Source organism: Pseudomonas sp. SDO55104_S430 (genome assembly GCF_054070595.1).
Genome location: NZ_JBSVXG010000073.1, coordinates 1 through 19,278, shown reverse-complemented (window position 1 = coordinate 19,278; position 19,278 = coordinate 1). Strand labels below are relative to the sequence as shown.

The following is a 19,278-nucleotide window of genomic DNA, read 5'->3' as shown; positions in this document are numbered from 1 at the left end:
ATCAGAAAGTTTCTACAGGAGAAGGACGACGTTCGCTTTCATGGCTTAACGGTAGGATGAGTTGTAAGATCCCGCTCCCGATTATCGTGTTCGAGAGCGCCTCCCTTGCTGCAAAACATTCGTGTCGTCCTGGTCAATACCAGCCATCCGGGCAATATCGGCGGTACTGCGCGCGCCATGAAAAACATGGGGCTGTCGCGGTTGGTGCTGGTCGATCCTCGCGTGTTCCCGCATCACGAAGCCGACGCCCGTGCTTCCGGTGCCGGTGACATCCTTGAAAACGCGCAAGTCGTCGCCACCTTGGAAGATGCCCTGGTCGGCTGCAACCTGGTGCTGGGCACCAGTGCCCGCGACCGTCGCATCCCCTGGCCGTTGCTTGACCCTCGCGAGTGCGGGACGAAAGTGGTCGAGGAAGCCGGGCAGGGCGCGGAAATCGCGCTGGTCTTTGGTCGTGAAGATTCCGGCCTGACCAACGAAGAGCTGCAGCGATGTCACTATCACGTGCACATCCCCTCCGATCCTGAGTTCAGTTCGCTGAACCTTGGCGCGGCGGTGCAGGTGTTGAGCTATGAAGTGCGCATGTCCTGGCTCGCGGCCCAAGGTCAGCCGAGCAAGGTCGAGAAGGAAGAAGTGGCATCGGTCAAAAGCTCTGAGCTGGCGACCATGGACGAGTTGGAGCGATTCTATGAGCACCTGGAGCAGACCCTGGTGGCCATCGAGTTCCTCGATCCGGAAAAGCCACGGCACTTGATGGCGCGCCTGCGCCGGTTGTACGGACGCAGCTCGGTCAGCCGGGCGGAAATGAATATTTTGCGTGGCATCCTCACGGAAACCCAAAAAGCGGCCCGTGGTGAGCTTCTTAAGCGGAAGGATTAATGATGTTCGAGCGTTTGCGTGAAGATATCCAGAGCGTTTTCCACCGTGATCCGGCGGCGCGCAATGCGTTTGAAGTGCTGACCTGCTACCCCGGGATGCATGCCATCTGGATTCATCGCCTGTCTTCGGTGTTGTGGCGCGCGGACCTGAAATGGCTGGCGCGGCTGGTGTCGAACTTCGGTCGCTGGCTGACCGGGATCGAGATTCACCCGGGTGCCAAGGTCGGTCGACGCTTCTTTATCGACCATGGCATGGGCATCGTCATTGGCGAAACCGCTGAAATCGGCGACGACGTGACCATCTATCAGGGCGTGACCCTGGGCGGCACCAGCTGGAACAAGGGCAAGCGTCACCCGACCCTGGAAGATGGCGTGGTGGTGGGGGCGGGCGCCAAGGTGCTTGGCCCGTTCACTGTCGGTGCCGGGGCCAAGGTCGGTTCCAATGCTGTGGTGACCAAGGCGGTGCCGGCCGGCGCCACGGTGGTTGGCATTCCTGGTCGCATCATCGTCAAACCCGATGAAGAGCAGGACGCCAAACGCAAGGCCATGGCCGAGAAGATCGGCTTCGATGCCTACGGCGTCAGCGAAGACATGCCGGACCCGGTGGCGCGCGCCATCAACCAGTTGCTCGATCACCTGCAGGCCGTTGATGGTCGTCTGGAGGGGATGTGCGGGGCGTTGAAGGATCTGGGCAGTAATTACTGTGCCAAGGATCTGCCTGAACTGCGCGAAGAAGACTTCGCCTGTGTGAAGGATAAGGATCAATCCCAGGCCAGTTGATGGTCACGGTTCCCCTGTAGGAGCGAGCATGCTCGCGATGGACGCAAAAACACCGCGGGGTGTCAGGCTGCCAGCGTTATCGTTGACGACCATCGCGAGCATGCTCGCTCCTACAGAGGAACGGTAGGTGCATTCGCTGGCCGTGCGCCCCCAGTCTTTGCTATCATTCGCGCGCTCTTTTGCGGGTAAACCTGACTAAAGTGCTAGGTCTTATAGTTGACTTAAATACTCGGGAATCGCATACTCGCACCCATTCCGAACTCCGTGGTAACTGTCCATGCGACTGACTACAAAAGGCCGATACGCCGTGACCGCCATGCTTGACCTGGCGTTGCACGCGCAGCACGGGCCTGTGTCTTTGGCCGATATCTCCGAGCGCCAAGGCATCTCCCTGTCTTATCTCGAACAGCTCTTCGCCAAATTGCGTCGTAGCAATCTGGTATCCAGCGTTCGTGGTCCAGGCGGCGGCTACCAGCTGTCTCGCGACATGCAAGGTATCCAGGTCGCCCAGGTGATCGATGCGGTGAACGAATCGGTCGATGCCACCAAATGCCAGGGCCAGGGCGATTGCCATTCCGGCGACACCTGCCTGACTCACCACCTGTGGTGCGATCTGAGCTTGCAGATTCACGAATTTCTGAGCGGTATCAGCTTGGCTGACCTTGTCACTCGCCGTGAGGTACAAGAAGTAGCCCAGCGCCAGGACCAACGCCGTTGCAACAGCAAGGCGCCACGCCTGGACAAGATTGAAGCGTCCGCCGTCGAATGACAGCCAAAGAGCTAACGGCGCGCCAGCCAGCCTGATTTAGGAGATAGTCCATGAAATTGCCGATTTACCTTGATTACTCTGCGACGACCCCGGTTGATCCGCGTGTCGCGCAAAAGATGAGTGAATGCCTGCTGGTCGACGGAAACTTCGGTAACCCGGCTTCCCGTTCCCACGTATTTGGCTGGAAAGCCGAAGAGTCCGTCGAAAACGCCCGTCGTCAGGTGGCCGATCTGGTCAACGCCGACCCGCGCGAAATCGTCTGGACCTCCGGTGCCACCGAGTCCGACAACCTGGCAATCAAGGGTGCGGCACATTTCTATGCCACCAAAGGCAAGCACCTGATCACCACCAAGATCGAACACAAGGCTGTCCTCGACACCATGCGCCAACTGGAGCGCGAAGGTTTCGAAGTGACCTACATCGAGCCTCGTGAAGACGGTCTGGTCACTCCTGAGATGGTCGAGGCGGCTCTGCGCGACGACACCATCCTCGTATCGATCATGCACGTGAACAACGAGATCGGTACCGTGAACGACATCGCCGCCATCGGCGAGCTGACCCGTTCCAAAGGCATCCTTTTCCATGTTGACGCCGCTCAGTCCACCGGCAAGGTCGAGATCGACCTGCAGAAGCTGAAAGTCGACATGATGTCCTTCTCCGCCCACAAGACCTACGGCCCTAAAGGCATCGGCGCGCTGTACGTGAGCCGCAAGCCTCGCGTGCGTATCGAAGCGACCATGCACGGCGGCGGTCACGAGCGCGGCATGCGTTCGGGCACCCTGGCGACTCACCAGATCGTCGGCATGGGCGAAGCCTTCCGTTTAGCCAAGGAAGACATGGCTGCCGAGAACGTGCGCATCAAGGCCTTGAGCGATCGTTTCTACAAGCAGGTCGAGCACCTGGAAGAGCTGTACGTCAACGGCAGCCTGACCGCCCGCGTTCCGCACAACCTGAACCTGAGCTTCAACTACGTTGAAGGCGAGTCGCTGATCATGGCCCTCAAGGATCTGGCGGTTTCGTCCGGTTCGGCCTGCACCTCGGCGTCCCTCGAGCCTTCGTACGTATTGCGCGCTCTGGGCCGCAACGACGAACTGGCACACAGCTCGATCCGCTTCACCTTCGGCCGTTTCACCACCGAAGAAGAGATCGACTACGCCGCGCAGAAAGTCTGCGAGGCCGTTACCAAGCTGCGCGCTCTGTCGCCGCTGTGGGACATGTACAAAGACGGTGTCGACATTTCGAAAATCGAGTGGGCGGCACACTGATTTCAAGTCGCCGCGAACCGGCCCCGCGGGCTCAAGCCCCGGGGTTCAAAGAGCGACTCTCTGATGAGTGAGGATTAAGAATCATGGCTTACAGCGAAAAGGTCATCGACCACTACGAAAACCCGCGCAACGTCGGCAAGATGGACGCGGAAGATCCTGATGTCGGCACCGGCATGGTCGGCGCGCCGGCTTGCGGCGACGTCATGCGCCTGCAGATCAAAGTCAACGACGCCGGCATCATCGAAGATGCCAAGTTCAAGACCTATGGCTGCGGTTCCGCCATCGCTTCCAGCTCCCTGGCCACCGAGTGGATGAAGGGCAAGACGCTGGACGAGGCAGAAACCATCAAGAACACTCAGCTGGCTGAAGAACTGGCCCTGCCGCCAGTGAAAATTCACTGCTCCGTACTCGCTGAAGACGCCATCAAGGCTGCCGTTCGCGATTACAAGCAGAAGAAAGGCTTGATCTGACTTTCAAGATTTGGCGACGAGTAAGGAGTCAACGATGGCTATCAGCATGACAGAAGCGGCAGCACGTCACGTGCGTCGCTCCCTCGACGGGCGCGGCAAGGGCGAGGGAATTCGTCTGGGTGTTCGCACCACAGGCTGCTCCGGCCTTGCCTACGTGCTGGAGTTTGTCGACGAGGTGGTTGAAGAGGATCAGGTGTTCGAAAGTCACGGCGAGAAAGTGATCATCGACCCGAAAAGCCTTGCCTACCTGGACGGCACCGAGCTCGATTTCGTCAAGGAAGGGTTGAACGAAGGCTTCAAGTTCAACAACCCCAACGTGCGCGGTGAGTGTGGCTGCGGCGAAAGCTTCAACATCTGAGGCTAGTCGTGGGTACTCCTTGTCATTTCGCTTTATTTGAGCTGAAGCCGGGTTTCGACCTGGATCTCGATCAGCTGGCTTCGCGCTACCGTGAGTTGGCGCGCAGCGTTCACCCGGACCGCTTTGCTGACGCCACCGAGCGTGAGCAGCGGCTGGCGCTGGAACAATCCGCGAGCCTCAACGAGGCCTACCAGACGCTCAAGAATCCCCCCAAGCGCGCGCGTTACCTGCTCGCCTTGAGTGGTGGCGAGCTGCCGCTGGAGGTCACGGTGCATGATCCGGAGTTTCTTCTGCAACAGATGGAGTTGCGTGAAGAGCTCGAAGATCTGCAGGACAGCGCCGACCTGTCTGGCGTTGCCGCGTTCAAGCGCCGCCTAAAGGCTGCCCAGGAAGAGCTGAACCAGAGTTTTGCCGCTTGCTGGAACGATGCTGCACACCGCGAGCGCGCCGAGCGCCTGATGCGACGCATGCAGTTCCTCGACAAGCTGACCTACGAAGTGCGCCAGTTAGAAGAGCGCCTCGACGATTAACCCAGTGCCGCTCCGGTCGCACGCCTGATATACAGATAAGTCCTGATAACGATGGCCCTACTGCAGATCGCCGAACCCGGCCAAAGTCCTCAACCGCACCAGCGTCGCCTGGCTGTGGGGATCGACTTGGGCACTACCAATTCGCTGGTCGCTGCTTTGCGCAGCGGTCTTTCCGAGCCTCTGGCCGACGCAGAAGGGCGGGTCATCCTGCCGTCTGCCGTGCGCTATCACGCCGATCGCGTCGAAGTCGGCGAATCCGCCAAACTGGCTGCCTCCGCTGATCCCCTGAACACTGTGCTGTCGGTCAAGCGCTTGATGGGTCGTGGTTTGTCCGACGTCAAGCAATTGGGCGAGCAACTGCCGTACCGCTTTGTCGGCGGCGAGTCGCACATGCCGTTCATCGACACGATCCAGGGCCCGAAAAGCCCGGTCGAAGTCTCCGCCGATATTCTCAAGGTCCTGCGCCAGCGTGCCGAAGCCACCCTGGGCGGTGAGCTTGTGGGTGCGGTGATCACCGTTCCTGCCTATTTCGACGACGCTCAGCGCCAGGCCACGAAGGACGCCGCCAAGCTGGCCGGCCTCAACGTGCTGCGCCTGCTCAACGAGCCGACCGCTGCTGCCGTGGCTTACGGCCTGGATCAGCACGCCGAAGGCCTGGTCGCTATCTATGACCTGGGCGGCGGCACCTTCGATATCTCGATTCTGCGCCTGACCGGCGGTGTGTTCGAAGTGCTGGCCACCGGTGGCGACAGTGCCCTGGGTGGCGACGACTTTGACCACGCGATCGCTGGCTGGATCATCGAGAGCGCCGGTCTGTCCGCCGACCTCGATCCGGGTGCGCAACGCAATCTCTTGCAAACCGCTTGTGCGGCCAAGGAAGCGTTGACCAATACCCAAGCTGTTGAAGTTGCCTATGGCGACTGGAAAGCCGAGCTGACCCGCGAAGCCTTCAATGCGCTGATCGAGCCGATGGTCGCTCGCAGCCTGAAGGCCTGCCGCCGTGCCGTGCGTGACTCCGGCGTAGAGCTGGAAGAAGTGCATGCGGTGGTCATGGTCGGTGGTTCGACCCGCGTTCCACGTGTTCGCGAAGCCGTCGCCGAAGCTTTCGGTCGTCAGCCGTTGACCGAGATCGATCCGGATCAAGTGGTGGCCATTGGTGCCGCGATCCAGGCCGATACTCTGGCTGGCAACAAGCGTGACGGCGAAGAGCTGTTGCTGCTCGACGTTATTCCGTTGTCCCTGGGGCTGGAAACCATGGGTGGCCTGATGGAGAAGGTGATTCCGCGCAACACCACCATCCCCGTCGCTCGCGCCCAGGACTTCACCACGTATAAAGACGGCCAGTCGGCCATGGCGATCCATGTGCTGCAGGGTGAGCGCGAGCTGATCAGCGACTGCCGCTCCCTGGCGCGCTTCGAATTGCGCGGCATTCCGGCGATGGTGGCCGGTGCTGCGAAGATTCGCGTGACCTTCCAGGTCGATGCCGACGGTTTGCTGAATGTCTCCGCTCGCGAGCTGGGTTCGGGCGTCGAGGCCAGCATTCAGGTCAAGCCGTCTTACGGTCTGACCGACGGCGAAATCGCCAAAATGCTCAAGGATTCGTTCCAGCACGCCAATGACGACAAGGTTGCCCGCGTCTTGCGCGAGCAGCAGGTCGATGCGCAGCGTCTGGTCGAGGCGGTGCAGGCTGCTTTGGACGTCGACGGCGACCGCCTGCTCGATGCCGAAGAGCGCATGGTCATCGACATGCAGGTGCAGGAACTGACCGAACTGATGAAAGGTACCGATGGTTACGCCATCGAGCAGCAGACCAAGCGTCTGTCGCAAGTGACCGATGCCTTTGCTGCCCGCCGCATGGACTCGACGGTGAAAGCCGCGTTGGCCGGGCGCAACCTGAATGAGATTGAGGAATAACGATGCCGCAGGTCATTTTTCTGCCACACGAAAAGTTTTGCCCGGACGGCATGGTCGTGGAGGCTGAGACCGGTACGTCCATCCTCGAGCTGGCCCACGAGCACCATATCGAGATGGAAAGTGCCTGTGGCGGCGTCTGCGCCTGCACCACCTGTCACTGCATCGTTCGTGAGGGCTTTGACTCGCTGGAAGAGGCCGACGAGCTGGAAGAAGACTATCTTGACAAGGCCTGGGGTCTGGAAGCCCAGTCGCGTCTGGCCTGTCAGGCCAAGGTCGGCACCGAAGACCTGACCGTCGAAATTCCGAAGTACTCGCTCAACCACGCAGCCGAAGCGCCGCACTGATTCAAGGAATTGTCATGAGTCTCATGTGGACTGATGTACTGGAGATCGCAATCCAGCTGGCTGAATCCAAACCTGATGTAGACCCTATGTCGGTCAACTTCGTCGATCTGCGCAAGTGGGTGATGGAATTGCCCGAGTTCGGCGACAAGCCTGAGCATTGTGGCGAGAAGATCCTGGAGGCCATTCAGGCCCACTGGATCGCTGAACGCGACTGAGCCACGCCGCAGGTTAGGCAATACCCGAGAACCCGCGTATAATTCGCGGGTTTAATTTTTCGCACATTACCGTTTCTGGAGTTACACCATGGCTGTTCAACGTACTTTCTCCATCATCAAGCCTGACGCCGTTGCCAAAAACGTGATCGGCAAGATCACCACTCGCTTCGAAGACGCTGGCCTGCGCGTTGTAGCTTCGAAACTGAAGCAACTGTCCAAAGCCGAAGCCGAAGGCTTCTACGCTGAGCACAGCGCTCGTGGTTTCTTCGGCGACCTGGTTGCCTTCATGACTTCCGGTCCGGTTGTCGTTCAGGTTCTGGAAGGTGAAAACGCTATCGCTCGCAACCGTGAGCTGATGGGCGCTACCAACCCTAAAGAAGCTGCTGCCGGCACCATCCGCGCTGACTTCGCTGAATCCATCGACGCCAACGCTGTACACGGTTCGGACTCCGAAGCCGCTGCCGCTCGCGAAATCGCATACTTCTTCGCAGCTACTGAAGTAACCGCTCGCTAAGCATTGGCTTAAAGAGTGGAAGGTGAATCCATGACTACATCGACTGTTAAAACCAACCTGCTGGGTCTCACCCAGTCGGAAATGGAAAAATTCTTCGACTCAATCGGGGAGAAGCGTTTCCGTGCCGGTCAGGTAATGAAATGGATTCACCACTTTGGCGTCGATGATTTCGACGCCATGACGAACGTCAGCAAGGCCTTGCGCGAAAAGCTCAAGGCTGTTGCTGAAGTTCGCGGCCCCGAAGTGGTCAGCGAGGACATCTCCAGCGACGGTACCCGTAAATGGGTCGTGCGCGTGGCGTCCGGTAGCTGCGTCGAGACCGTTTACATCCCTCAGGGCAAGCGCGGCACCTTGTGCGTTTCCTCTCAGGCTGGCTGTGCCCTGGACTGCAGTTTCTGCTCCACCGGCAAGCAAGGCTTCAATAGCAACCTCACCGCCGCCGAAGTCATCGGCCAGGTGTGGATTGCCAACAAATCCTTTGGCAGCGTCCCGGCGACCGTCGACCGTGCCATCACCAACGTGGTGATGATGGGCATGGGTGAGCCGCTGCTGAACTTCGACAATGTCATTGCCGCCATGCATCTGATGATGGATGACCTGGGCTACGGCATTTCCAAGCGCCGCGTAACCCTGTCCACTTCGGGCGTGGTGCCGATGATCGATGAGCTGGCCAAGCACATCGACGTCTCCCTGGCGTTGTCCCTACACGCACCGAATGACGCATTGCGTAACCAATTGGTGCCGATCAATAAGAAGTATCCGCTTAAGATGCTGCTCGAATCGTGCCAGCGCTACATGTCGTCCCTGGGCGAAAAGCGTGTGCTGACCATTGAGTACACCTTGTTGAAAGACGTGAACGACAAGCTCGAACACGCAGTCGAAATGATCGAGTTGCTGAAAAACATCCCGTGCAAGATCAACCTGATTCCCTTCAACCCGTTCCCGCATTCCGGGTACGAGCGGCCGAGCAACAACGCCATTCGTCGGTTCCAGGATCAGCTGCATCACGCCGGTTTCAACGTCACCGTCCGCACCACCCGTGGTGAAGACATCGACGCCGCTTGTGGTCAATTGGTAGGGCAGGTGATGGATCGCACCCGTCGCAGCGAACGTTATATCGCCGTGCGCGAATTGAGCGCCGAAAACGATATGGCCGTGAACGCCGCGAACAAGTAAACAAGAGAGGATCTCTATGTCCCTGCGCTTTGCGCTGCTTTTGTTATTGGCCAGCCTGTGTGCTGGCTGTGTTCTTTCGGGCGACTACAACCCGATGAAGACCAGCAAGGGCCGCGATGAAGCGCGTGAGGCATATGTGCAACTGGGCATCGGCTACCTGCAGCAGGGCATGACCGAGCGGGCAAAAGTGCCGTTGAAGAAAGCGCTGGAACTCGATAGTTCGGATGCGGATGCCAACGCGGCACTGGCGCTGGTGTTCCAGGCCGAGCTGGAGCCTGAGCTGGCCGACCAGCACTTTCGCAAGGCGCTTTCCTCCCGTCCCGCCGATGCACGAATCCTCAACAACTACGGCAGTTTTCTTTTCGAGCAGAAGCGTTACAAGGAAGCCTACGAGCGCTTTGAGCAGGCCGCTGCCGATACGCTGTATCCTGAGCGTTCGCGAGTATTCGAGAACCTCGGCATGACCGCTGCGATGATGGGCCAGCGCGATCTGGCGCAGCAGCAACTGGAAAAAGCCCTGCGTTTGAATCGACAACAGCCAAGAGCATTGCTGGAAATGGCTGAGTTGTCTTACGAAGACAGGCATTATGTGCCCGCGCGTGACTACTACGATCGTTTCAGCCTGCTTGCCGAGCAAAATGCACGTAGTCTATTGCTCGGCGTTCGGCTGGCAAAAGTGTTCGAAGATCGCGACAAGGCCGCCAGTTTTGGCCTGCAACTAAAAAGACTCTATCCGGGTACACCGGAATATCAGCAATACCTGTCGGAGCAATGATGAAAGCGGCGCATCCCGAAGTTGTAGCAGCGAATCGCGTTAACCCCGGTGAGACCTTGCGCCAGGCCCGCGAAAGCAATGGCTGGTCGCTGGCCGAAGTGGCCCTCAAGCTCAACCTCACCGTCAATTCCCTGAGCAATCTGGAAGCCGGCGCTTTCGACAAGCTGCCGGGGCACACTTTCGCCCGCGGTTACATCCGCGCCTACGCCAAATTGCTCGGCATGGACCAGGCCGTTCTGGTTCAGCAGTTCGACCAATCCACCGGCACCGACTCCCAGGGCAGCAACGTTCAAGGCCTGGGTCGCATCGAAGAGCCGGTTCGGGTTTCCCACACCATTTTGCGACTTGTCAGCCTATTGCTGCTGGTGGCCGTCATCGGCGGCGGTTTCGTCTGGTGGCAGGATCAGACCGCGATGCGCAAGCAGGAGCTGACCAGCCTCAGCCCCGAGCACGTCGAAGTCGAAGGCGCCGACGGCACCACGCAGATTCATCCGCTGGACGAGCCTGAAGATCAGGCTGTAGCAGAAGGCCAGGTTGATAACTCGACTGCCCTGGCATTGCCGCAAGCCGAGACTTCGGCTGAAGCACCGGCAGAAGCTCAAGCGACTGCACCGGCAGTGCCCGCCGCCCCGGCACCTGCTGCTGCGGCGCATACTACCCCTGCAGTTGCTGCGACGCCTGTAACTCCGGCGCCAGCGGCTCCTGCTGTTCCTGCTCCAACCGTTACCGCCCCGGCTGCTCCAGCGCCAGCGGCTGCTCCAGTCGTTGCGGCAGCGGCTCCGTCTGTCGGCCAGGGTCAGGTTCAAGTGCAATTCGTTGCCGATTGCTGGACGCAAGTCACCGACGGTGGCGGCAAGGTACTGTTCAGCGGTCTCAAGCGTAAAGGCGACAGCCTTTCCGTCAACGGCAAGCCACCGTTCGCCGTTCGCCTGGGCTACGCCCGTGGCGCGCAGGTCAGCTACAACGGCCAGGCGGTTGATGTTGCTCCGTTCACCAGTGGCGAGACTGCTCGCCTGAAGTTGGGTCAATAAGTCATGCACGGCGAATCTCCAATCAAACGTCGCGAGTCGCGCAAGATCTGGGTCGGGAATGTGCCTGTCGGTGGCGATGCACCTATCGCCGTGCAGAGCATGACCAACAGCGATACCAATGATGTTGCCGCCACTGTCGCGCAGATCAATCGGCTGGAAGCGGCCGGCGTCGATATCGTTCGCGTATCCGTACCGGACATGGACGCCGCCGAGGCCTTCGGCAAGATCAAGCAACTGGTCAAGGTGCCGCTGGTTGCCGACATCCATTTCGACTATCGCATCGCATTGCGCGTCGCGGAGCTCGGCGTTGACTGCCTGCGCATCAATCCGGGCAACATCGGTCGCGAAGATCGCGTGCGCGCCGTGGTCGATGCCGCCCGTGACCGCGGGATTCCAATCCGCATCGGCGTCAACGCCGGTTCGCTGGAAAAAGACCTGCAGAAGAAATACGGCGAGCCGACGCCGGCTGCGCTGGTCGAATCCGCGCTGCGTCACGTCGAACACCTCGAACGCCTGAATTTCCAGGACTTCAAGGTCAGCGTGAAGGCTTCCGACGTGTTCATGGCCGTCGAGGCGTATCGTCTGCTGGCCAAGGAAATCGTCCAGCCCCTGCACCTGGGCATCACCGAAGCCGGCGGTTTGCGTTCAGGCACGGTGAAATCCGCGGTGGGCCTCGGTATGCTGCTCGCCGAAGGGATTGGCGATACTATTCGCATCTCGTTGGCGGCCGACCCGGTCGAGGAAGTGAAAGTCGGCTACGACATTCTCAAATCCCTGCACCTGCGTTCCCGTGGCATCAACTTCATCGCCTGCCCGAGCTGCTCGCGGCAGAACTTCGATGTGGTCAAGACCATGAACGAACTGGAAGGGCGCCTCGAAGACCTGCTGGTGCCGCTGGATGTTGCGGTCATCGGTTGCGTGGTCAACGGCCCGGGTGAAGCCAAGGAAGCCCATATCGGCTTGACTGGCGGCACGCCAAACCTGATTTACATCGACGGCAAGCCGTCGCAGAAACTGACGAATGACAATCTGGTGGATGAGCTTGAACGCTTGATCCGCGAGAAAGCGGCCGAAAAGGTCGAAGCCGACGCCGCCGTGATTGCGCGTGGCTGAGTCCGACTCTAGAGCCGAACGAATTTAAGGACCGATAGTGAGCAAGTCTCTGCAAGCCATTCGTGGCATGAACGACATCCTGCCCGAACAGACCCCCCTGTGGCGTCACTTCGAAGGCACCGTTTCGCGTCTGCTGGATAACTACGGTTACAAGCAGATCCGCATGCCGATCGTCGAATTCACCGAGCTGTTCAAGCGCTCCATCGGTGAAGTGACCGACATCGTCGAAAAAGAGATGTACACCTTCGACGACCGCAACGGCGACTCCCTGACCCTGCGCCCTGAAGGCACCGCGGCCTGCGTGCGTGCCGTGCTCGAGCACGGCATCACCGGTGGCGGCCAGGTGCAGAAACTTTGGTACATCGGTCCGATGTTCCGCCACGAGCGTCCGCAGAAAGGCCGTTATCGCCAGTTCCACCAGATCGGTGTCGAGGTGTTCAACCTCGATGGTCCGGACATCGATGCCGAGCTGATCGTGCTGACCTGGCGCCTGTGGGGCGAGCTGGGTATCCGTGATGCGGTCAAGCTTGAGCTCAACAGCCTGGGCACCAGCGAATCCCGCGGTCGTTACCGTGAAGCGCTGGTCGCGTTCCTGTCGCAACACCTGGACAAGCTGGACGAAGACAGCCAGCGCCGCCTGAAGACCAATCCGCTGCGCGTACTCGACACCAAGAACGCCGATACACAGGCAATTCTGGTCGATGCGCCGAAGATGGCCGACTACCTCGACGAAGAATCCCGCACGCACTTCGAGGGCCTCAAGGCTCGTCTGGACGCTGCCGGCATTCCTTATGTCATCAACCCCAAGCTTGTTCGCGGGTTGGACTACTACAGCAAAACTGTTTTCGAATGGGTCACCGACAAGCTCGGCGCCCAGGGCACCGTGTGTGCCGGTGGTCGTTACGATGGCCTGGTCGAGCAGATGGGCGGCAAGCCGACTGCCGGCGTGGGTTTCGCCATGGGTATCGAGCGCCTGGTTCTGTTGCTGGAAACCCTGGAGCAGATTCCCGAAGAGATTTCCCGTCAGGTCGACGTCTACCTCTGCGCCTTTGGCGAAGAGGCCGAGCTGGCCGGTCTGGCACTGGCCGAGCGTGTACGTGACCAGTTGCCCAACCTGCGCCTGCAAGTGAACGCCGGCGCCGGCAGTTTCAAAAGCCAATTCAAGAAAGCCGACAAGAGCGGTGCGCTGTATGCGCTGATCCTCGGTGACGACGAGATGGCCCAGCAAGTGGTAGGTTTCAAACCCCTGCGTGGCCAGGGCGAACAACAAAGCATTGCCTGGGATGCGCTTGCTGCACACCTGGCCACCTGCGTCGTGCAGGGTTGAAGCTGTCTTAAACAGCCGAATTAGCGATTAAGGAGTATTGGGGTGTCGAGTACCGAAGACGAACAGCTGGCGGATTTTAAGGAATGGTGGTCGCGCAACGGCAAGCCCCTGGTCACCGGCGGCCTGTTGGCGCTGGTTATCGTATTCGGCTGGCAGGCGTTCCATAAGTATCAGAGCAACCAGTCGCAAGGCGCCTCGGTGCTCTATCAGCAACTGCTGGAAACCACACTGACGCCTGACGGCAAGCCGGATGCGGCCCGTGTATCGGACCTGGCAGGCAAGCTCAACAGCGAGTTCGCCGGCAGCGCCTACGCGCAGTACGGCAGCCTGTTCGTGGCGAAAGTCGCGGTCGACAGCGGCAAGCTGGATGACGCAGCCAGCGAGCTGAAAGCCATCACTGCCAAGCCTGCCAACGCGGCACTGGGCGAAATCGCCCGTCAGCGTCTGGCGCAGGTACTGGCCGCGCAGAACAAGGTCGATGAGGCCCTGAAACTGCTCGAAGGCGATGCCGACAAGGCGTTTCTGGCTACTCGTGAAGAACTCAAGGGCGACCTGCTGGTTCAGCTGGGTCGTACCGATGAAGCGCACGCGGCCTATCAAAAGGCCAAGGCGGCACTGTCGGATGAAGCGGCGGTCGGTGGCCTGCAAATCAAGCTGGACGATCTGGCCAAAGGGGATGCGTGACGTGATTCGTTGGAAACATGCAGCATTGCTGGCTCTGGCCATTCTGGCCGCGGGTTGCAGCAGCAACAGCAAGAAAGAACTGCCGCCGGCCGAATTGACCGATTTCAAGGAAGAAGTGGTTCTGCAGAAACAGTGGAGTCGTTCGATCGGTGACGGTCAGGGCGAAACCTACAACATGCTGGTTCCGGCGATCGATGGCGACACCATCTATGCTGCCGACGTGACCGGTGTGGTGATGGCGCTGGATCGCGGCAACGGCGACGTGAAGTGGAAGAAAGATCTCGAACTGCCTGTGTCCGGTGCCGTTGGCGTCGGTTACGGTCTGCTGACGATCGGTACGCTCAAGGGTGAAATCGTTGCCCTGGACGCCATCAACGGCGAAGAGAAATGGCGCGCTCGCGTGTCCAGCGAAGTCCTCGCACCACCGGCCAACAACGGTGATGTGGTGGTGGTTCAGACCCAGGACGATCGTCTGATCGGTCTGGATGCCGCTACCGGCAACCAGCGCTGGATGTATGACAACACGCCTGCGGTACTGACCCTGCGCGGTACCAGTGCGCCGATCGTCACCAACCGTCTGGCGGTTGCTGGCTTTTCGACCGGTAAAGTGGTCGCTCTCGACATATCCAACGGCGTGCCGGTGTGGGAACAGCGTGTAGCGATCCCGCAAGGTCGTTCGGAGCTTGAGCGTGTGGTCGATATCGATGGCGGTCTGCTGCTGTCGGGCGAAACCATCTATGTCGCCAGCTACCAGGGTCGCGTTGCGGCACTGGACCTGCAGAGCGGTCGTCAGCTGTGGCAGCGTGATGCTTCCAGCTATGCCGGTGTGGCCCAGGGCTTCGGCAGCGTTTACGTGAGCCTGTCCTCGGGCACCGTTGAAGGCGTCGACGAGCGTTCCACCACAGCCCTGTGGAGCAACGATGCGCTGGCCCGCCGCCAACTGTCGGCTCCGGAAGTGTTCTCCAGCTACGTTGCAGTGGGTGACCTGGAAGGTTACCTGCACCTGCTGAGTCAGGTAGACGGCCGTTTCGTCGGCCGTGAGCGCATCGACAGCGACGGCCTGCGTGCCCGTCCGCTGGTGGTGGGCGACACGATTTATGTGTATGGCAACAGCGGCAAACTGGAAGCCCTGACCATCAAGTAACAACTATGCTTGGGGTTGATACCCCAGGCGGCTACACCGGGCGGTATGTCTGAACTGTAGGAGCGAGCCTGCTCGCGATGGACGCTAACGATAACGCTGGCATCCTGAATAAACGCGGTGTCCTGGCGTTTATCGCGAGCAGGCTCGCTCCCACAGAAAACACGCCCGGGAAAGCCCTCGAGCACCAGCCGCTGCCCACGCAGCGGCTTTTGTATTTTCTGAAATAACGAAGTGGAGAGCCGCATGGTTCCCGTAATCGCCCTGGTGGGTCGACCGAACGTCGGCAAGTCCACCTTGTTCAACCGCCTGACCAGGACTCGCGACGCCATCGTCGGCGACTTGTCCGGTCTGACCCGTGATCGCCAGTACGGTGAGGCCAAGTGGCAAGGGCGTTCCTACATTCTGATCGACACCGGCGGTATTTCCGGTGACGAGCATGGTATGGACGAAAAAATGGCCGAGCAGTCGCTGCTGGCCATTGAAGAAGCGGATGTCGTTCTGTTCCTGGTAGACGCCAAGGCGGGTTTCACCGCCGCCGACCAGATGATCGCCGAACACTTGCGCAAGCGTAACAAGCGTTCCCACGTGGTCGCCAACAAGGTCGACAACATCGACCCTGAAATGGCCCGTGCCGAATTCGCCCCGCTTGGCATGGGCCACGCGATCCCGATCGCCGGCGCTCACGGCCGTGGTATCACCCAGCTGCTGGAAGCCGCGCTGAGCGAATTCCCGAAAGACGAAGACGAGCTGGAAGAAGGCGAAGAAGAGGAAGTTGCCGAAGGCGAAGAAGCCAAGCGCATTCCTGGTCCGAGCGAAAAAGACGGGATCAAGATCGCCATCATCGGCCGTCCGAACGTCGGCAAGTCGACCCTGGTCAACCGCATGCTCGGCGAAGACCGGGTGATCGTGTATGACCAGCCCGGCACCACCCGCGACAGTATCTACATCCCGTTCGAGCGTAACGAAGAGAAGTACACGCTGATCGACACCGCCGGTGTGCGCAAGCGTGGCAAGATCCACGAAGAAGTCGAAAAATTCTCCGTGGTCAAAACCCTGCAGGCGATCAAAGACGCCAACGTGGTGATCTTCGTGATGGACGCCCGCGAAGGCGTGGTGGACCACGACCTCAACTTGCTGGGCTTCGCCCTGGAAGCTGGTCGTGCACTGGTTATCGCGATCAACAAGTGGGACGGCATGACGCCGAGCGAGCGCGATTACGTGAAGGTCGAGCTGCAACGTCGTCTGTTCTTCGTTGAGTTCGCCGACATCCACTTCATCTCGGCGCTGCACGGCACGGGCGTGGGTAACCTCTACGCTTCGGTGCAGAACTCGTTCAAGTCGGCGGTTACTCGCTGGCCGACCAGCCGTCTGACCCAGATCCTCGAAGACGCGGTCACCGAGCACCAGCCGCCGATGGTCAACAGCCGCCGGATCAAGCTGCGTTACGCTCACCTGGGTGGCGCGAACCCGCCGATCATCGTGATTCACGGTAACCAGATCGAGAAGGTGCCGAAGTCTTACGTGCGTTACCTGGAAAACACTTATCGCCGTGTCCTGAAGCTGGTCGGTACGCCGATCCGCATCGAGTTCAAAGGCGGTGAAAACCCGTACGAAGGCAACAAGAACTCGCTGACCGACCGCCAGGTCAACAAGAAGCGTCGCTTGATGTCGCACCACAAGAAGGCCGACAAGAAGCGCCGCGATAAGCGCTGATTACCGGCCTGCTCCAACCTCTGTAGGAGCGAGGCTCGCCCGCGAAGAACGATGACGCGGTGTATCTGTTGCACCGCAGTGCATGGTTCGCGGGCAAGCCTCGCTCCTACAGGGGCGGGGTGGCGAACAGGGAACAGTTGGTAAGAGGGCGCTTTTAGCGCCCTTTTTTTATGGCCGCCGGATGGGCTATTCTCGGGCTCTCCCGCGCCGCGTCAGAGCCGGGTGCAGAGCAGGAAAGCACCGATGATCACCAGCAAGTTGCCGAATGTCGGCATCACCATCTTCACCCAGATGTCTCAGCTCGCGGCGCAGACCGGGGCGATCAATCTGTCTCAGGGTTTCCCGGATTTCGATGCCCCGCAGGCGCTGTGCGATGCGGTCGGGCGGCATATTGCCCAAGGCCACAACCAGTATTCTCCAATGACCGGGTTGCCGCTGCTGCGTCAGCAAGTGGCGGCGAAGATTGCCCGCAGCTATGGCGTCGCGGTCGATGTCGACAACGAAGTGACCATCACCCCCGGCGCCACCCAGGCGATCTTCTGCGCGATCCAGGCGGTTATCCACAGCGGCGACGAAGTCATCGTCTTCGACCCGTGCTATGACAGCTACGAGCCGTCGGTGGAACTGGCCGGCGGCCGTTGCGTGCATGTGCAACTGGGGCTGGGCGATTTCTCCATCGACTTCGAGAAGCTGGGCGCGGCCATCACCCCGCGTACCCGCATGATCGTGCTCAATACCCCGCATAACCCCAGTGGCGCGCTGATCAGCCGTGCCGAACTGGATCAGTTGGCGGACCTGATTCGTGGCCGCGACATCTATCTGGTGAGCGATGAAGTCTACGAGCACCTGGTGTTCGACGGCGTGCCCCACGTCAGCGTGCTGAATCACGAAGAGCTGTATCAGCGCGCCTTCGTGGTCAGCTCGTTCGGCAAGACCTATCACGTCACCGGCTGGAAAACCGGCTACGTGGTCGCGCCGCCGGCCCTCACGACAGAGCTGCGCAAGGTGCACCAGTACGTGAGTTTCTGCGGCGTGACCCCGCTGCAGTTCGCCCTGGCCGACTTCATGGCCGAGCACCCGGAACACATCGACGAACTGCCAGGCTTTTATCAGGCCAAGCGCGACCTGTTCTGCGATCTGCTGGCGCCGTCGCGCTTCAGTTTCACCCGGGTTGCCGGCACCTACTTCCAGCTGGTCGATTACTCGCAGATCCGTCCGGACCTCAACGACGTCGAAATGGCCCTGTGGATGACCCGCGAACATGGCGTGGCGAGCATCCCGATCTCGGTGTTCTACCAGACTCCACCCGAAGGCCAGCGCCTGGTGCGCCTGTGCTTTGCCAAACGCCCGGAGACCCTGCGTGAAGCAGCGGAAAAACTATGCGTGATTTGAGTGCCTTGCCGAAATTGACCGTTGCGCTGATCCAGACAACTCTGGCCTGGCATGACCGCCAGGCCAACCTGGCGCATTTCGAGCCGTTGCTGGAACAGGCTCGCGGGGCTGACCTGATCATCCTGCCGGAGATGTTCACCACCGGCTTCTCCATGGAGTCCGAGGCGCTGGCCGAGGCGGAGAACGGTCCGACCAGCAAGTGGCTGCGGGCCCAGGCGGCGAAGTTCGATGCGGTAATCACCGGTAGCGTGATCGTCCAGGCCGCCGATGGCAGCCACCGCAATCGCCTGTTGTGGGCACGGCCGGATGGCGAGGTGCTGCACTACGACAAGCGCCATCTGTTTCGCATGGCGGGTGAGCACAACCATTACACGCCGGGCGAGCGTCAGGTGCAGTTCGAGCTCAAGGGCTGGCGGGTGCGACCGCTGATCTGCTACGACCTGCGATTCCCGGTCTGGAGCCGTGACGCCCAGGACACCGACCTGCTGCTGTACACCGCCAACTGGCCGGGTGCGCGGCGTCAGCACTGGAACCGTTTGCTGCCGGCGCGGGCGATTGAAAACCTGTGTTATGTGGCGGCGGTGAATCGTGTCGGGACGGACGGCAAGGGCTTCGCTTATACCGGCGACAGTCAGGTGCTGGACTTCCAGGGCGAGACCTTGCTCAGTGCGGGGGAAGCGGACGGGGTGTTCAAGGTGGTGCTGGATGCGGCGGAGCTTCAGGCTTATCGCACCAGGTTTCCGGCGAATCTGGATGCTGACACCTTCGAATTCACCTGAGATTTACGCTGCCTGACAGGGCCTCATCGCGAGCAGGCTCGCTCCCACAGTGGTTGGGGTGGAATCGGGATTTTGTGTTCACCACACATCCCCTGTGGGAGCGAGCCTGC

The 19,278-nt window shown here is 60.1% G+C and carries 21 protein-coding genes; all 21 read left to right on the top strand.

The features are described 5' to 3' along the window. The first annotated feature begins 105 nt into the window (after positions 1–105). The 21 genes from trmJ to ACW9JE_RS14930 all read left to right on the top strand — a co-directional run bounded on the left by trmJ (position 106) and on the right by ACW9JE_RS14930 (position 19,168). On the top strand, positions 106–876 hold the full coding sequence (gene trmJ / locus ACW9JE_RS15030; protein WP_224533653.1) for a tRNA (cytosine(32)/uridine(32)-2'-O)-methyltransferase TrmJ: 771 nt from the start codon (positions 106–108) through the stop codon (positions 874–876). 2 nt (positions 877–878) lie between these two features. Then, a complete protein-coding gene (gene cysE / locus ACW9JE_RS15025; RefSeq protein ID WP_224533652.1) occupies positions 879–1,655 on the top strand; it encodes a serine O-acetyltransferase in 777 nt (258 codons plus the stop codon). 277 nt (positions 1,656–1,932) lie between these two features. After that, positions 1,933–2,424, top strand: coding sequence for a Fe-S cluster assembly transcriptional regulator IscR (gene iscR / locus ACW9JE_RS15020; RefSeq protein WP_003227911.1), 492 nt, complete (start codon positions 1,933–1,935; stop codon positions 2,422–2,424). Between the two features lie 50 nt (positions 2,425–2,474). Beyond that, a complete protein-coding gene (locus tag ACW9JE_RS15015; protein WP_457433179.1) occupies positions 2,475–3,689 on the top strand; it encodes an IscS subfamily cysteine desulfurase in 1,215 nt (404 codons plus the stop codon). Between the two features lie 83 nt (positions 3,690–3,772). Continuing rightward, positions 3,773–4,159: a Fe-S cluster assembly scaffold IscU gene (iscU, locus tag ACW9JE_RS15010; RefSeq protein ID WP_007974006.1), complete on the top strand. Its 387-nt coding sequence runs from the start codon at positions 3,773–3,775 to the stop codon at positions 4,157–4,159. Positions 4,160–4,193: 34 nt separating this feature from the next. After that, positions 4,194–4,517, top strand: coding sequence for an iron-sulfur cluster assembly protein IscA (gene iscA, locus ACW9JE_RS15005; protein WP_027922750.1), 324 nt, complete (start codon positions 4,194–4,196; stop codon positions 4,515–4,517). A gap of 8 nt (positions 4,518–4,525) precedes the next feature. Then, positions 4,526–5,047, top strand: a complete 522-nt coding sequence (hscB, locus tag ACW9JE_RS15000) for a co-chaperone HscB (protein ID WP_457433178.1) — start codon at positions 4,526–4,528, stop codon at positions 5,045–5,047. Positions 5,048–5,098: 51 nt separating this feature from the next. Beyond that, positions 5,099–6,961: a Fe-S protein assembly chaperone HscA gene (gene hscA, locus ACW9JE_RS14995; protein ID WP_224533650.1), complete on the top strand. Its 1,863-nt coding sequence runs from the start codon at positions 5,099–5,101 to the stop codon at positions 6,959–6,961. 2 nt (positions 6,962–6,963) lie between these two features. Continuing rightward, on the top strand, positions 6,964–7,305 hold the full coding sequence (fdx, locus tag ACW9JE_RS14990; protein ID WP_224533649.1) for an ISC system 2Fe-2S type ferredoxin: 342 nt from the start codon (positions 6,964–6,966) through the stop codon (positions 7,303–7,305). A 14-nt stretch (positions 7,306–7,319) separates the two neighbouring features. Continuing rightward, positions 7,320–7,520 carry a Fe-S cluster assembly protein IscX gene (iscX, locus tag ACW9JE_RS14985; RefSeq protein WP_175375254.1) on the top strand — a complete coding sequence of 67 codons (201 nt, stop codon included), beginning with the start codon at positions 7,320–7,322 and terminating at the stop codon, positions 7,518–7,520. Between the two features lie 88 nt (positions 7,521–7,608). After that, entirely contained in the window at positions 7,609–8,034 is a 426-nt protein-coding gene (ndk, locus tag ACW9JE_RS14980; RefSeq protein ID WP_224533648.1) for a nucleoside-diphosphate kinase, read from the top strand. A 30-nt stretch (positions 8,035–8,064) separates the two neighbouring features. Continuing rightward, entirely contained in the window at positions 8,065–9,210 is a 1,146-nt protein-coding gene (rlmN, locus tag ACW9JE_RS14975) for a 23S rRNA (adenine(2503)-C(2))-methyltransferase RlmN (protein ID WP_224533647.1), read from the top strand. A 16-nt stretch (positions 9,211–9,226) separates the two neighbouring features. Then, positions 9,227–9,985, top strand: a complete 759-nt coding sequence (pilW, locus tag ACW9JE_RS14970) for a type IV pilus biogenesis/stability protein PilW (RefSeq protein ID WP_224533646.1) — start codon at positions 9,227–9,229, stop codon at positions 9,983–9,985. Beyond that, positions 9,985–11,016, top strand: a complete 1,032-nt coding sequence (locus ACW9JE_RS14965; protein WP_457433177.1) for a RodZ domain-containing protein — start codon at positions 9,985–9,987, stop codon at positions 11,014–11,016. Before pilW ends, ACW9JE_RS14965 begins: the two co-directional genes overlap by 1 nt. Before the next feature lie 3 nt (positions 11,017–11,019). After that, the gene (gene ispG / locus ACW9JE_RS14960) at positions 11,020–12,129 is read left to right on the top strand and encodes a flavodoxin-dependent (E)-4-hydroxy-3-methylbut-2-enyl-diphosphate synthase (protein WP_020795607.1); all 1,110 of its coding nucleotides are present in this window, start codon (positions 11,020–11,022) and stop codon (positions 12,127–12,129) included. Between the two features lie 37 nt (positions 12,130–12,166). Continuing rightward, positions 12,167–13,456 (top strand): histidine--tRNA ligase, encoded by a 1,290-nt coding sequence (gene hisS, locus ACW9JE_RS14955; protein ID WP_224533644.1) that lies wholly within the window; start codon positions 12,167–12,169, stop codon positions 13,454–13,456. 42 nt (positions 13,457–13,498) lie between these two features. Next, entirely contained in the window at positions 13,499–14,140 is a 642-nt protein-coding gene (locus ACW9JE_RS14950; RefSeq protein WP_224533643.1) for a tetratricopeptide repeat protein, read from the top strand. Continuing rightward, on the top strand, positions 14,133–15,284 hold the full coding sequence (gene bamB, locus ACW9JE_RS14945; RefSeq protein ID WP_457433176.1) for an outer membrane protein assembly factor BamB: 1,152 nt from the start codon (positions 14,133–14,135) through the stop codon (positions 15,282–15,284). Before ACW9JE_RS14950 ends, bamB begins: the two co-directional genes overlap by 8 nt. 243 nt (positions 15,285–15,527) lie before the next feature. Then, positions 15,528–16,997, top strand: coding sequence for a ribosome biogenesis GTPase Der (gene der, locus ACW9JE_RS14940; protein ID WP_224533641.1), 1,470 nt, complete (start codon positions 15,528–15,530; stop codon positions 16,995–16,997). Between the two features lie 243 nt (positions 16,998–17,240). Beyond that, positions 17,241–18,389 (top strand): pyridoxal phosphate-dependent aminotransferase, encoded by a 1,149-nt coding sequence (locus ACW9JE_RS14935; protein ID WP_457433175.1) that lies wholly within the window; start codon positions 17,241–17,243, stop codon positions 18,387–18,389. Further along, complete coding sequence (locus tag ACW9JE_RS14930) at positions 18,377–19,168, top strand: amidohydrolase (protein ID WP_457433174.1); 792 nt, start codon at positions 18,377–18,379, stop codon at positions 19,166–19,168. The genes ACW9JE_RS14935 and ACW9JE_RS14930 overlap by 13 nt, the downstream gene beginning before the upstream one ends. Positions 19,169–19,278: the final 110 nt, after the last annotated feature.

Bases quoted from the DNA above. Each gene is read 5' to 3' on its own strand.
- cysE (WP_224533652.1), top strand. From the start codon at position 879: ATGTTCGAGCGTTTGCGTGAAGATATCCAGAGCGTTTTCCACCGTGAT.
- iscR (WP_003227911.1), top strand. From the start codon at position 1,933: ATGCGACTGACTACAAAAGGCCGATACGCCGTGACCGCCATGCTTGAC.
- ACW9JE_RS15015 (WP_457433179.1), top strand. From the start codon at position 2,475: ATGAAATTGCCGATTTACCTTGATTACTCTGCGACGACCCCGGTTGAT.
- iscU (WP_007974006.1), top strand. From the start codon at position 3,773: ATGGCTTACAGCGAAAAGGTCATCGACCACTACGAAAACCCGCGCAAC.
- iscA (WP_027922750.1), top strand. From the start codon at position 4,194: ATGGCTATCAGCATGACAGAAGCGGCAGCACGTCACGTGCGTCGCTCC.
- hscA (WP_224533650.1), top strand. From the start codon at position 5,099: ATGGCCCTACTGCAGATCGCCGAACCCGGCCAAAGTCCTCAACCGCAC.
- fdx (WP_224533649.1), top strand. From the start codon at position 6,964: ATGCCGCAGGTCATTTTTCTGCCACACGAAAAGTTTTGCCCGGACGGC.
- iscX (WP_175375254.1), top strand. From the start codon at position 7,320: ATGAGTCTCATGTGGACTGATGTACTGGAGATCGCAATCCAGCTGGCT.
- ndk (WP_224533648.1), top strand. From the start codon at position 7,609: ATGGCTGTTCAACGTACTTTCTCCATCATCAAGCCTGACGCCGTTGCC.
- rlmN (WP_224533647.1), top strand. From the start codon at position 8,065: ATGACTACATCGACTGTTAAAACCAACCTGCTGGGTCTCACCCAGTCG.
- pilW (WP_224533646.1), top strand. From the start codon at position 9,227: ATGTCCCTGCGCTTTGCGCTGCTTTTGTTATTGGCCAGCCTGTGTGCT.
- ACW9JE_RS14965 (WP_457433177.1), top strand. From the start codon at position 9,985: ATGAAAGCGGCGCATCCCGAAGTTGTAGCAGCGAATCGCGTTAACCCC.
- ispG (WP_020795607.1), top strand. From the start codon at position 11,020: ATGCACGGCGAATCTCCAATCAAACGTCGCGAGTCGCGCAAGATCTGG.
- bamB (WP_457433176.1), top strand. From the start codon at position 14,133: ATGCGTGACGTGATTCGTTGGAAACATGCAGCATTGCTGGCTCTGGCC.
- der (WP_224533641.1), top strand. From the start codon at position 15,528: ATGGTTCCCGTAATCGCCCTGGTGGGTCGACCGAACGTCGGCAAGTCC.
- ACW9JE_RS14935 (WP_457433175.1), top strand. From the start codon at position 17,241: ATGATCACCAGCAAGTTGCCGAATGTCGGCATCACCATCTTCACCCAG.
- ACW9JE_RS14930 (WP_457433174.1), top strand. From the start codon at position 18,377: ATGCGTGATTTGAGTGCCTTGCCGAAATTGACCGTTGCGCTGATCCAG.